The organism is Anaerovibrio lipolyticus DSM 3074, assembly GCF_900141865.1.
Lineage (GTDB): Bacteria > Bacillota > Negativicutes > Selenomonadales > Selenomonadaceae > Anaerovibrio > Anaerovibrio lipolyticus.
Window position 1 is genome coordinate 203,943 of sequence record NZ_FQYW01000005.1, and the last position, 13,800, is coordinate 217,742.

The window sequence follows — 13,800 nt, forward strand, 5'->3', positions numbered from 1 at the left end:
GGGACCGGTAAAACCGGTCCCCCCTCTCTCATCCTGCCTTCCCCTCTAGGAAGGGGGACCGCTTCAGCGGTGGATGAGGTTACAGCTTAGCCAAATCATCAAGACGTGCCTTCACAGCATCCATCTTTTCCTGATAACCAGCCAGTTTTTCCTTCTCACCAGCAACTACATCAGCAGGAGCCTTTGCCAGGAAGCCCTGATTGGACAGCTTTTTGTCCAGACGGGAAATTTCCTTCTCCAGCTTGGCCATTTCACCATTGAGACGGGCAGTTTCCTTCTCCACATCGATCAGATCCTTCAATGGCAGGAAAATTTCCACACCGTTTACAACACCAGCCATGGCATTTTCCGGCTTTTCAGCTCCAGCCGCCATGTGAGTAACAGGCTCAGCAGAAGCCAAAACAGTGAGATAGCCCTCGTTATCAGCAAACACCTGACGCAAGGATTCATCAGTAAAGTTAAGTACAACCTCACTCTTCTTGCTTGGAGCCGCATTTACCTCCAGGCGGAGAGCACGAATGGTCTTTATAGTTTCCATAATGGTGGTCATGCTGCTTTCACTGGCTTCGTCAATGAGAGCAGTAATGGTCTTGTCCTCAGCAGGCCACTGGGATACCATAATGCTCTTGCCCTCATGTGGAATATGCTGCCAGATTTCCTCGGTGATAAATGGCATAAATGGATGCAACAGACGCAGAGTACGCTCCAATACATAGCCCAATACATACTGGGCAGTCTGACGAGGCTTAACATTTTCCTTATCATAAAGACGTGCCTTGGAGAGCTCAATGTACCAGTCGCAGAACTCACTCCAGATAAACTCATAAATCAGACGGCCGGCCTCACCCAGCTCATACTTCTCCAGATTTTCAGTAACACCCTGGGCTGTCTTGGCGAAGCGTGACAGAATCCACTTATCTGCCATGGTGTAATCTTCCACAGCTGGAACAAAGCTCTTATCAAAGCCCTCCAGATTCATCAGCATGAAACGGGAGGCATTCCACAGCTTGTTGGCAAAATTACGGGCAGATTCAACACGCTCGTTATAAAAGCGCATATCATTACCAGGAGTATTGCCGGTAATCAGCATAAAGCGCAGAGAGTCGGCACCATATTCCTCAATCATTTCCAGTGGATCAATACCATTTCCAAGGGACTTGGACATCTTACGGCCCTGGCTATCTCTCACAAGGCCATGGATATAAACAGTCTTAAATGGAATATCCTTGCCAAATTCCAGACCCATCATTACCATACGGGCAACCCAGAAGAAAATAATATCATAACCGGTTACCAGAGTAGCGGTAGGATAAAAATGTTTCAGCTCGGCAGTCTCCTCAGGCCAGCCCATGGTCTCGAATGGCCACAAGCCAGAGGAAAACCAGGTATCCAGTACATCCTCATCCTGACGTACATTCTTGCTGCCGCACTTAGGACACTGGCAAATATCATCACGGGATACAGTGGTCTCACCGCAGTCGTCGCAATACCATGCAGGAATACGATGTCCCCACCACAGCTGACGGGAAATACACCAGTCACGAATGTTATCCAGCCACTGGCAATAAATCTTGGTGAAGCGCTCCGGAACGAACTTAATACGGCCATCTCTAACAGCATCAGCTGCTGGCTTTGCCAGAGTATCCATCTTTACAAACCACTGAGTGGAAATCATTGGCTCAATAGTGGAATGACAACGGGAGCAATGACCTACTGCATGCTCATGGTCCTCAATGGAAACCAGGGCGCCAATTTCCTCCAGCTCCTTTACCAGAGCTTTACGGCACTCATAGCGGTCCATGCCCTCATACTTGCCGGCACCTTCCAGCATCTTACCAGTGTTTGACAGGACCTTCACCTGCTCCAGATTGTGACGCAGACCCATCTCATAGTCGTTAGGGTCATGGGCAGGTGTAACCTTTACTGCACCAGTACCAAAGGCAGAATCAACATATTCATCAGCAAAGAGCGGAATTACGCGATTAACAACAGGCAAAATTACATTCTTGCCAACCAAGTCCTTGTAACGCTCATCATCAGGATGAACAGCCACGCCAGTATCACCGAACATAGTCTCAGGACGGGTGGTGGCAACCTCCACATACTTGTCTGGCTCACCTTCCACCTGATAGCGGATATGCCACAAATGCCCCTGCTCAGTTTCATGCTCTACTTCAATATCGGAAATAGCGGTATTACAATCAGGACACCAGTTGGTAATGCGGGTACCCTGATAGATAAGACCTTTTTCATAAAGGCTTACGAATACCTCGCGAACAGCCTTGGAGCAGCCCTCATCCATGGTAAAACGCTCTCTGTCCCAATCCAAAGAAGAACCAAGGGAACGAAGCTGGCTCATAATACGGCTGCCAAACTTTTCCTTCCACTGCCATACTCTTTCTAAAAACTTTTCACGGCCCAGCTCATAGCGGTTGGTGCCTTCCTCACGAAGAGCCCCCTCAACCTTGGCCTGGGTAGCTATACCAGCATGGTCACAGCCCGGCATCCAAAGAGTATTATAGCCCTGCATACGGCGCCAACGTATAAGAATATCCTGAAGGGTATTATCCAAAGCATGGCCCATGTGAAGCTGGCCAGTTACATTAGGAGGCGGAATAACAATGCTGTAAGGCTCCTTCTCCTCGTCTACTACTGCGTGAAACAGCTTGTTTTCTTCCCAATAACCATACCATTTTTTCTCAAAGGATTTTGGGTCATATACCTTAGGGATATTGTTTTCTTCCATATTCAAAACCTCCTGTATTTTTTATTTGCCTTCCCCTTGAGGGGAAGGTGTCTGCGCAGCAGACGGATGAGGTGTCCAAAACAAAAAAAGCACTCTCATCCTACTTAAAGGACGAAAGTGCCTGCTTTCGTGGTACCACCTAAATTCCTTAAAATCCAAAAGATTTTAAGCTCCTTTACATAACGCCGTTTCCGCGTCCCACCCTACTATACTTTCAGCCAGGAAACTCCAAAGCTACCTTCTCTGCCGCACACCCGGAAGGCTCTCACCTAATCCTTCCTCTCTTTGGGGCTGCATCTGCAAATACTCCTCTTTATCATTGTATTTAAATATAAAATTGTGCATTTTTGGTGCGGACGAGAGGGGTCGAACCTCCACGCCTTGCGGCACTGGATCCTAAGTCCAGCGTGTCTGCCAATTCCACCACGCCCGCAACTCCGTTGCGAAAAGCCCCGAAAGGCGATTCACGGCATATATTTTACAAGTTTTTTAAATTAAAGTCAAATTTTCGCCCATTTTCCACAAGTAGCCATAAGCAACGGAAGCCAAAAAGCCCCAAAATACATCAAATTGGCATTTGACTTTTATGTTGATGTCAAGCACAAACCCATATACACCAACGCCTACAGCGATTTTAAAAAATTTGACTTTTAAAAAAAGCACTCATTAAAAGATTGTATTTTTTAATGCGTTTAATTTGCTATTTTCCGTTGCGTGTGTGTATATTTCTAACAATGTACTTGAACGACTCCAACCACCTAACGCCATTACTGTTTTAATGTCTGCACCGTTAGTGATTAGTTTGGTCGCAAAATAATGGCGTATAGAATGTATATGTAAATCTTGGTTAATATTACATTGTTTTCTAATACGTTGAAATATATCAGTAACACGGGACAAAGACAAAAAAGGATATTTCCCCGCCGTTACACATAAGGAACGGAATACAAAATCTTTAGGTTTGCCGTTAGTTGTTTTTTTTAGGCTGTAAAGCATTAGCCCCATTTTGGGACTAATAGGAATACGGCGAACGCTCGACGGTGTTTTTGTTGCTCCAACATATTCAGCATATTCATTTTCCCTCCAACCTTTAGAAATTGACTTGTCAATGTATATAGAATATTTCCCTTCCTCAAAGCAAACATTTTCCCATTGTAGGGCTAATAGCTCACCTTTTCTGCATCCTGTCTGAAAATATAGCAAAAATAACATATACCACCTAACACCATATAGGCTTTTAGCCATGCACAGAAAAATTTCTTTTTCCCTGTCGGTAAATACAGGCTGTTGTTTTTTCTTCGTCTGTATTATATCCGTTGGGGTAATTGGATTATTTTTTAGTTTCTTAGCTATATGCGGGTATTTGTCCATGTAATATTGATACATAGATTTAACCCGCCCGACCATTCTTTTAGTATACCTTTGTGACCAATTATTTTGATTTTGAAGGTAAAAAAATAAATCGTTCCATTTTTCGGAGGTTATGTCGGTTATTTTTGCTTTTCGCAAAAATGGGAGTAATGCGTCAAAACACCGCTTATATGTGTATACGGTTGATGGCGTTAATTGTTTCAATGCCTGTATATGCTCCATATAAGTAAGATAAGCTTCAGCGAATGTCGGGATTTTTTGCTTTTTATTATCCTCGTTCTTTTGTTGTATGGGATTGGGTAATTTAATCCCTAATTTTCTATACATTTGTTTGCGAAATTGTAAAGCGTCCGTCAAACGTTCAAAATATTCACAATAAAAAGCTCCATTCCGTCTGATTGTTACTTGATACATTTTTCTGTCGTTTCTGTATTGAATATTTGTAAATTTCATTTTATACCCCTTTCATTTTTTACAACAAACTAAAAAAGCAAAAGGGCTAAAACGTTGGTACTATATTCAGTTATCAAGGTACAGTGAATTATAATTTACGTGTCGGAACACGTTACTATAATTCATATAAATTATAGTAGCTCGAGTATGTTCTATTTGTCAACCTATAATATAAGACAAACCCTGATAAAATCAGGCTTGTAGATGTTCGCCAAACATATATATTATTTTGTTTTTCCCGCCAACTTTCCAACAAATCCCCCAACACAAAAAACAACCATACCCCCAACTTGCCAACCATACCCCCCAACGCCCCCAAAAAGCCATAGACCTATATACTTGTAAACAGTAATTAAAATTTAACATTTGTAAACTTATATAACTGTCAACGGTTTTTAATATATTTTTCAACCTTAAACGCCCATAAATTGGACAAATGCCCTGTAACGTCGCCAGTTAGCTTGTGTGGGGTTTTAGGCTATGCGTAATATAAATACATTACCAAGCTAATTTAAAACGCTTATACGGCGTTTGATAAGGTCGAATTTTTGAGAATAAAAAAAAAGGTATGCACCTGTTAAAGATACATACCCTTGTTTTATTGCTCTATAATTTTGTAATCCGACCATGCTGTTATACTACTTACTGCCCTTATTTGCTTCTCAATCACAATAACACGTTTAAAAATTTCCTTTACCTGTTTTTTTGTCCCCTCTCCATAAGGTAACGGCATTACCCGCCATTTAGCCCGCTTGTTATATTTAGGCTTGGTAACAATAATATAGTTCTCCATTTGTTCCCCCTCTGCTTTCATTTATTAACTTTTTAATGAAAAACGCTGCTTTTATTTTGAACATCATTATTGTATCTCGAGTTTTTTCTGAAGTCCATCTATTTTGCAAAATAAAAAAAGGTATGTACCTATAAAGATACATACCCGCTATATTGTATTTAGTTTTCCATAATGCTATAATGTCATTAATAAAGGTGCTACCTGTAGACGGTCAGCCCCGAAAAAGAAAAGCAATAGAATTACCGCCATCTAGTTGGACGCTGTGGCGGTTTTTCTATTTTATGCCTTAATTGCTATTATGCAAAGAGTGACTAAAAACACGATTGTTAAAAAGTCGTATGTAGTCATAAGCAACGCCCCCAATCTGAGGCTATAGAGTGACCGCCTACCGCTATGGTAACACCTTCTTATACAGTCTAATTTATTAGTATTATATTGTCAAATATAATAACCGTGTAATCCCTGTATTATCAAGGACTACACGGTTATTTAATTACCAACGATAATAATTTGGGCTTTCCCCATTGTCTCTAACATCCACGTGACAACCCCAATCATAAATACCAATAGCATCAAATCCGACCTTTTCACAATACCAAGCTAATTCTTCAGGCGTGCTACACCACCTATAATTAGGGGTTTGAACGTCTGCCCCATTTCCTAGAACATGCTGAGAATTTGGAACGCCCCCAACCTCCTCATTGTGAACAGGGCATCTATATGCACAAGATAATTCTAATGCACCGCCTACCATTTCCCTAAGTTGGTCTAATTTTTGTAATAAAATTGGGTTGATTTTATCAACGCCACCATTACAGCATCCGTCCCCATGACATTCTAGTTCGTAATCGGAAAAATATCTACTACCCATATTAAAAGCCTCCTAAAAAATTTGCAATAAAAAAGTGTATTGATAAACATATCAACACACTACATTTTTAAATCATTCTTATTGTTGTTACTCATATAACCTATAAGACCGCTAACGATTGCTATTATTATTTCTTGGCTCAAACCAAGATAAATACAGCCCCATAGGCTAATTACTAAGCCAATAGCTATTATTAAATCAATCTTTAGATATTCTTTTATATACTTCATTACTGTTTTACCTCTAATTCCTTGACTTGCTCATATACATGAGTAGCCAAGCCATTACCACCTAGCTTTTTATAGCTTGTATACATTCTTGTAATATTTTCAAGTGCTAGCGGGGTTATTTGCTTTTCCTCAATAAAATGTGTACATGACTGCAAAATCCTATCCCTTAGTATTGCTTGTGTACCTTCCTTTAACTCTAGTATTGTCTTTTCTAATTCCTTTTGCTTCTGTCGTTTCTCTTGTTCTTTTTGCTCCTGCTTTTCTAACCTATAATCTAGCCATTTACCGATTACTAGCAGAATTAACGGACTAACAAAATTTATTAATATTGTTAGTAGTTCCACATTATCACCCCCGATTAAGCCCCAATAATAACGGCGGTATTATCTTTTGTTAGCTGTACCCATACCTGTACACCGTTATATACATTGACTTGCGTACCCAATACAGCCCGATAAGTAACGCCATTAATTAATACAGTATCACTACTTGTCATAGTACCCCTTAAAGCTCCAACATTTACAGGCTTTTTGTTGGCTTCTTTTATGATTTCATTTACTTTTGATTGTAATTTGATTAAATTATCCATTTTCAAGCACCTTTTTAGCTTTTTTAATATCCGTTTTTCTCAGCCTCAAATTATAGTTTCTGTAATCATTTGACAGATTTTTTTCTGTGTTGCCGTCCCACGCATATACACCCCTTACGGTTTGGACTAGAAAAGCTTTTTTGTTTAGTGGTTGATAATCAAGGGGTAAATATTTAGTTGTGTAACCTTTCACATCGAATTTTTCCGACTCGGCATTATATACGGCTGTTGTTTTGTCTAAAACCCAATTAAAATTATTATTACATTCTATATAGTTCTTTTTATCGCCTAATATTCTATGGGTTTGCACCTGTACGGCGTATAAATTGACGTCTTTTATTCCTGTAGTGTCCCCACTAATTACGGCGTTTGCTGTTATATTTACATATCCCGCACCTGCAACATAGTATTTATAATGCCAATAATGGGCGGTTTGTTCCCGCCACAAATAACCCCAAGTGTAACCCATAGAATAGGAATAAGGCTTTAAATATATATCATAATCAATATGATAATAATAATTATCTCCTAGTGTTACATCCTCGTCCACTCCATGACGCACCCAAACCTTTTCTTGTCCTGAATAGTCACCTTCAAGGCTTCCTGTCATCTTCAAATCACCCACACCAACATAAACATAATCAGCACTAGTAGTTGTGTATTCGTCATCTATATATTTTTCTTGGTATGATTCCACTCTATATTGTCGCTTTAGTTCTGCAATAGCGTTCCATGTTCCGTTGGGGTGAATTAATGCTTTGTCTGTTATTGTGTTTTCTGTAGTTTTGAGCTTGTATTCTAATGGTTCACCGTTTTGGCGTTGTAAAAAGTCCCCGCCTTGAACATATTTATTAACGTCTATGTATTTTTCAATGTCCACAACGTCACCGTTGGCAGAAAACAATTTATTATTATTTTTATATATTTGTATGGTCGTATCGTCTTTATCTGCTTTTCTTATTTCATATAATATTTGTTTTTTGTCTTTTCCATAGCCAATACTAGCATCTACAGTTTGACGCCCTAATATTACCAACTCGCCTTTTTCCCCACATGTAAATTGACTAACCATAGATACACATAAACTATTAACTTTTAGATTTTCCTTAAACCATTTTACAAATCTAGCATCATAAATAAGATAACCTTTATTAATTGAAGCAGGTATATATGATTGTGAGCCTGTAAAGGTATTTCCATATATTATTTTTCCGTCGGTAAATACTTGCTGACCTGCAACAAGATTATTGTTACCTGCTATATAATATACTTTTCCTGTTGTGTCCGTGGCTGTTGTGCCTTGTACTGATTGAATGGTAGTTTGATACAATTTATTCATTCACCCCCATATTAAAAGGGGACTTTGTTCAGCCCCCCATTTTTAATACCAACGTACTAAGGTAATAGATTGTTTTAGTTCCTTGGTGGTTTGGGTAATATTATTACTTTGCAAATAATAAGTATTCCCTTTGAATTTCACCCGCTCCGAAAAATCTACAACATGACTATAATTATATATATCCATGCTTACGGTTTCTTTGATTTTACGGTTTAACCATTTCAAGTCATTAAGATATGAATTCATAACATTTTTATCCGTGGTTGGTACATTAACGGACTCTTTCAACACATTACCATTACCCAACGGATTATCATTATCGGGATAATTCGCCCCGCCTAAAGTAATAGACTCTTGATTTGTTAGGTATCGGCTTGCAACAGAAGCGGGTGAACCTGTCCCAATGCTACTACCTTGATATTCGCCATCTATATATACAGAAGTCCCATAAAAGCCTCCGCCTAATGGAGCATGGACGGTCTTCCTTGTTGTTTCGTTGCCGTCTTTATCCTTTGTTACTTCTGTTTCACTACCTAATACCATTACCCCGCTTTTTGTTTTAGAGTAATCATATGTAGTGGTAGTGGTTGAGCCATCAGCGTGATTTGTGGTTTTTTTGTATAAATACTTATTTTGCCCGAATCCGTCGCCTGTATATTCGTAATATGTTGTATTACCTTCGTTTTGCTCAGAGTACAAGTACCCTGAAACGTAAGTACATACCGCCTCCCCCATCGTTAGAGTCCCATAGAACGGCAACGGCTCAATATATAAATTATGTCCTTGGTCGTGTCCTGCTCCATTTGAATTACTATAATTTATCATCGTGCGTTCTAAAGACTTATTAATTATAGGTCTTGTATGTGCTGTGGTTGTTATATCTATTGTTGTTTGTTCTTGTCCACGTTGGATGACGTTCAAGCTGTTATCCCCCGCCCTCATAAATACGTTTATAGCCTTATGGGGAATACTACTACTCCAACCAAACAAAGAGGAAATAATACTTTCGTAAGTCTGCCCATCACCTATCCATTTTTGACTATGTTTGAAATTATCAGCATGATAGTTTAGGCGTTTATTCAACGCACCCGCTATTTTTTCAGCGTGTTCCTGTAGGGTGTGAGTTTGATTTCCAAAATTATAATTTATAGATTTATACAAAATTTCGTCGCAATCATACATACCTTTTAGGCTTATAATCCTGTCTTGTTGGCTTGTTTCTCCAACCCTGTATAAATAAGGAAAATCTAATATTTGCCCGCTTACATAATCCAATATATTTATATTTTCGGTCGTGTCCATACTGAATGAATCAGCAAGGGTTAGCTCCTGCAAATTAATACTTATACTAACAACCCCGCTTTTTTGTTCCTGCTTAACAGGGATAAATGGGTTTGTTGGTGTTGTGTCCGTTTTTATAGTCGTATCATGTGGGGAATTTAAGCTAATATCAAAATAATATGTAGCTTCTGCGTTGACCTTTATATTAGTATCATAATACATTGTTACGGTTTCCGCTGTAATAGCTTTTACTTTAGTATCATAATGCTGATTTATTGATTTTTGGGTTTTTACTCTAGTATCATAATTTATACTAATGTCTTTGTGAATACTAATTGAAGTATCAAAAAACCTTGTAACGTCTGCGTTTACGCTTGTATAAGTATCATAATAATATGATTTTTTATCTTTGCTTTCAACGCTTACATTAGTATCATAATGCTGTACTAGGTCAGTATTTAAGCGGGTTTGTGTATCATTGTATTGTATTATGTCAGCTTTTACGGCTGTATTAGTATCATAACACTGATTTATTGATTTTTGGATTTTTGTAACAGTATCATAATTAGCATTAATGTCCTTGTTGGCTTTAATAGCCGTATCAAAATAATAGCTTGTATCTGTGGACGGTACAACAGTACATAATATTCTTGGTGTGCTTATACTTGATTTTTTTATAATTGCCGTCGTTAATATGCGGGGCGTGCTTACAGCAGAATTTTTTAAAATTGCTGTGGTTAATATTCGGGGTGTACTTATTGAGCTTTCAGACATTCAAGCCACCCCCCTATTTTTTAGCCGTCATTGTTATATTACTAATATTTGTTGGTAAACCGTCAAAATACATCCCTTTTCCCGTTGTCGGTATTTCCTTTGTATTGGAATAATTGCCCATATCACATTTTATATTTTTTATGGTGTCGCCTAATTCAGTCGTACCCATACCCACGTTACAAGCTGTCACCTTATAGCCGTTTAAAACTGATAAATCGGGTTTTGCTTGTAGGGTGCTGTTTTCTGCTTCTGTAGAATATAAACCTGTACTCTCGTCATAGCTGAAGCCGTTGTTTGCTACTGTTGCAGGTATGACGATAATTGATTCGTTAATGGGAAAATATTGGTCTGATATGATTATATTTCTAATTCTAAAACGGTAATTATCACTAGAGTCGTTATTGGTTTTTATTTTGCAACTTATAGCTTTTACGCCCGTTTTTACATAACTTGAATACGTCCCCACCTTGTCACCGTCAAGGTAATAGTCTATCGTACCCGCTACGCTGTCTATAACTAAATATATTTTATGCCATCTATATGTACCATTTATAACAGTTTTTAAACGTTCAGAATCATTTGTGCATAGTCTTAACTCTTTTCTGTCGTAATAATAATAAATTTGTACTGTTGACACTTTAATACTGTTGTATGTCCCATCACTGAAATATATTTGAATGGGCCAGCAAGTGCAAATATTGGTGGGATATATTTCCATAGATACATACAACTTTGTATTTTCGGCAGGGAGCGTTAGTTTTGCCTCTCCATTACACAAATACTGACTGCCGTTAGTGTCGGTATAACGAACAAAAGTATCAGAATCAAATAAACTATAATTAGTATTTATATATTTCATAACAAACCACCTCTTAAACGGCTTCAACAGTAGCCTTTAAGCATACGGCGGTTGTATCGTCGTTGATTGGTGTTGTGGCGTTGCTTGCGTCATATTTTACCCAAATAATTGTATTTGTGTCTGTTATATCGCTTGTTATGTCGGCACTATGTCCCCATGTGCCATTAGTCAAGGCGTTTTCTGCGTCGGTGTAATTATTATCCAGGCATACAAACCAATTATTAATATTCCCGCCTGTAGTCTGATATTCTGAGCCGTCCCAATATGCAAAAGAAATATTCACGCCGTCGGCGGTCTTGTAACCTGTATCGGTTCTTACAGCCACCTTTACCGCTTTTTGCTCTGTTAGTTTGAGCGTAATGGCTAAAGGTGCTGTGTTGGTATGGTCTTGACTTATTAATGTACCGTCCTTTTGGTCTTTGGTTGGGTTATTTGTGTATAGATTAATCATTGTTTAAATTCCTCCATAAAAAATATTTATATAGTCCACAATTCAAGCTCACAAGTTATATAATCCTCAAACCTAGAAAAATAGCCGTATGAGATTACTTTTACCCTCATGCTTTGCCATGTTATACCACTAGGGTCTATAAATGTTATTAATGTTCTAGTTTGAAAGTAATTCCATACTAAAATAAAATTGTCCTTGTGGAATGTGGCTGTTAATGTGATTTTATCCCCTGAAGCTATATGTCCATAATCTTGGACAACGTTCCCGCCGTCTGTCTGTATCATGGTTTGTCTATCATCTGTTGTGATTTTGAATGACTCGGGGGTGGACAAGCTTACAGCGTTACCGATTTTTATTTTCATATATTACGCACCCCCATAAGAAATATTTATGTTTGTTGTGTTATTATTAGGTAAAATGTCCAATATCTTTTTACAAGCACTTTGGGCTACTTCATTACTAACGTCTTCCAATCCCTCAACACGAACATTCAAGTTATAGTTAATGTCTTCTTGAGGTGCTTGTGTTGCTGTTATCGTTGTTGCTGTGTTTAGATTTTGCATATTATTAGCATATTCGGAGCTAAACATCGGGATAGCTTGTGTACCTTTTAGAATCCAACGGTCAGGCATAGAATCATAAATCGGAATTATATTATCGTTCGCCTGTTTCATCGCCATTTCAAAACCTGCTATTTCTGCCTTTGTAGTCCACGCATCTGCTGGCAAATTAGCGTCTTTTCTCATTTCCCCGATAATGGCATTAATAGCGTTGGCTTGCTTTTCTTCTTCTGAGCCACCGCCCGCCATAGCTTTACGGTACAGCTTGAGGTACTTGTAATTCTCTTTGAACATATGGAGAGCCGTTTCTTGTTGGAGCTGGCGTTTTTGCTCCTCAGCCCATTCAGTGGCTTTTACCTCGTCCACGCCTTTTTGTTTCCAGGCTTCTTTTTCTTTTTCGATTTCGTCAAGGCGGTTTTGATACGCTGATTTCCATACAGAATTGATTTTATCAATAACTTGGTCGTTAAATTCCTTTATTATCTTTGCTTTTTGGGCTTGTGTGGCTTTTTCTATTTCAGTTTCACTTACGCCTTTTTCTTTCCATTTTTGCATAGAAACATCAATATTATGTAATTGTGTTTCTAGGTCTGTATGGGATAATGAGTATAATGACTCGTGTAGTTCAGCCGTTGCCTTTGCTTGCTCCTCCTGCTGTCTTTGTTGGGCTTTTTGTGCTTGCGTTTCTGCTTGTATTTGTTTTTGCCGTTCTTGGCTTCTTTTGTCTATATCGGCATAGTAAGCTTTTAATGCTTTTTGTGCTTCTTCTTGTTGGTCGTTGGCTTCTCTTTGAGCTTGTACGTCGTCTTTATTTGCCAACAAACCCGCCATTAATGGCATCATTGTCGGATTTCCCGCATATGAAAGCAACGCCATACCATAGCCCGCATCAAATTCAGCTTTTATATTTTTTAGGACGTTCCCGACATTTTCGCCGTTCACGCCCACCGCCTCAAGGGCGTCTGCGACGGTTCGCACGGCGTCGCCCGCTGTTTTCATGGAGTCTATGAGAATTTCACCCATTAGTTGGATATTTTCTTTATTATCCCTAATTAGAGTTATCCAACTTTCGAACATTTCTATAATCTCAGGCATCATTTCCTTAGATACAGGAAGAAGGGCAGAGCCTAGAGCTAATTTTAATTGGCTCATTTCCATTTCCATTTTTTGCCACTCAAGATATGTTTCGTGGGCATCTTGTGGATTTAAAAGGTAAGCGTCAAAGTTTAAGTCGTCTTCCCGCCAGCCCATTCTCGTGGGATAATAACACTAACAAATTAAAGTTTTGCCGAATGTCTTCGTGTTTCGGGAAAACTTCAAATTGGAGGTGTTTTCTTTGGCGGATAATTCGTTAGAAATACGAACCAGGGTCCGCATGGCTCAATGGCAGTCAATAATTAAAGAGTGCAAGGAATCCGGCATGACGGTAGCTGAATTCTGTGAAGACAGAAATATCAGTTGGCACGCCTATTACTATTGGCTG

Annotated in this window: 14 protein-coding genes, 1 tRNA gene and 1 other annotated feature; of the genes, 1 reads left to right on the plus strand and 14 read right to left on the minus strand. The window is 38.9% G+C overall.

The annotated features are described in order from the left end of the window. Window positions 1-79: 79 nt before the first annotated feature. The 14 genes from B6K08_RS03145 to B6K08_RS03205 form a co-directional block, all read right to left on the minus strand. Complete coding sequence (locus B6K08_RS03145) at window positions 80-2,746, minus strand: valine--tRNA ligase (protein ID WP_080325336.1); 2,667 nt, start codon at window positions 2,744-2,746, stop codon at window positions 80-82. 104 nt (window positions 2,747-2,850) lie between these two features. Further along, window positions 2,851-3,075 (minus strand) — a binding site (T-box leader). 19 nt (window positions 3,076-3,094) lie between these two features. Then, a tRNA-Leu gene (locus B6K08_RS03150) sits at window positions 3,095-3,179 on the minus strand. A gap of 233 nt (window positions 3,180-3,412) precedes the next feature. Beyond that, window positions 3,413-4,570, minus strand: a complete 1,158-nt coding sequence (locus tag B6K08_RS03155) for a tyrosine-type recombinase/integrase (protein WP_080325337.1) — start codon at window positions 4,568-4,570, stop codon at window positions 3,413-3,415. A gap of 598 nt (window positions 4,571-5,168) precedes the next feature. After that, complete coding sequence (locus tag B6K08_RS03160; protein ID WP_080325338.1) at window positions 5,169-5,363, minus strand: hypothetical protein; 195 nt, start codon at window positions 5,361-5,363, stop codon at window positions 5,169-5,171. A 493-nt stretch (window positions 5,364-5,856) separates the two neighbouring features. Beyond that, window positions 5,857-6,234, minus strand: a complete 378-nt coding sequence (locus tag B6K08_RS03165) for a D-Ala-D-Ala carboxypeptidase family metallohydrolase (protein ID WP_080325339.1) — start codon at window positions 6,232-6,234, stop codon at window positions 5,857-5,859. 59 nt (window positions 6,235-6,293) lie between these two features. After that, window positions 6,294-6,464: a hypothetical protein gene (locus B6K08_RS13685; RefSeq protein WP_159446674.1), complete on the minus strand. Its 171-nt coding sequence runs from the start codon at window positions 6,462-6,464 to the stop codon at window positions 6,294-6,296. Further along, window positions 6,464-6,808 carry a hypothetical protein gene (locus B6K08_RS03170; protein ID WP_080325340.1) on the minus strand — a complete coding sequence of 115 codons (345 nt, stop codon included), beginning with the start codon at window positions 6,806-6,808 and terminating at the stop codon, window positions 6,464-6,466. Before B6K08_RS03170 ends, B6K08_RS13685 begins: the two co-directional genes overlap by 1 nt. A gap of 14 nt (window positions 6,809-6,822) precedes the next feature. After that, a complete protein-coding gene (locus B6K08_RS03175; protein WP_080325341.1) occupies window positions 6,823-7,053 on the minus strand; it encodes a hypothetical protein in 231 nt (76 codons plus the stop codon). Further along, window positions 7,046-8,392, minus strand: a complete 1,347-nt coding sequence (locus B6K08_RS03180) for a hypothetical protein (protein ID WP_080325342.1) — start codon at window positions 8,390-8,392, stop codon at window positions 7,046-7,048. The genes B6K08_RS03175 and B6K08_RS03180 overlap by 8 nt, the downstream gene beginning before the upstream one ends. Window positions 8,393-8,434: 42 nt before the next feature. Beyond that, window positions 8,435-10,447: a hypothetical protein gene (locus B6K08_RS03185; protein WP_080325343.1), complete on the minus strand. Its 2,013-nt coding sequence runs from the start codon at window positions 10,445-10,447 to the stop codon at window positions 8,435-8,437. 13 nt (window positions 10,448-10,460) lie between these two features. After that, entirely contained in the window at window positions 10,461-11,306 is an 846-nt protein-coding gene (locus B6K08_RS03190; RefSeq protein WP_080325344.1) for a hypothetical protein, read from the minus strand. A 13-nt stretch (window positions 11,307-11,319) separates the two neighbouring features. After that, window positions 11,320-11,757, minus strand: a complete 438-nt coding sequence (locus B6K08_RS03195) for a hypothetical protein (protein WP_080325345.1) — start codon at window positions 11,755-11,757, stop codon at window positions 11,320-11,322. 26 nt (window positions 11,758-11,783) lie between these two features. Next, window positions 11,784-12,119, minus strand: coding sequence for a hypothetical protein (locus B6K08_RS03200; RefSeq protein WP_080325346.1), 336 nt, complete (start codon window positions 12,117-12,119; stop codon window positions 11,784-11,786). Window positions 12,120-12,122: 3 nt separating this feature from the next. Continuing rightward, the gene (locus tag B6K08_RS03205) at window positions 12,123-13,568 is read right to left on the minus strand and encodes a hypothetical protein (RefSeq protein WP_080325347.1); all 1,446 of its coding nucleotides are present in this window, start codon (window positions 13,566-13,568) and stop codon (window positions 12,123-12,125) included. Window positions 13,569-13,692: 124 nt separating this feature from the next. Here B6K08_RS03205 and tnpA point away from each other — a divergent pair. After that, on the plus strand, window positions 13,693-13,800 hold a 108-nt coding region (gene tnpA / locus B6K08_RS14300; RefSeq protein WP_407639833.1), incomplete at its 3' end, for an IS66 family insertion sequence element accessory protein TnpA.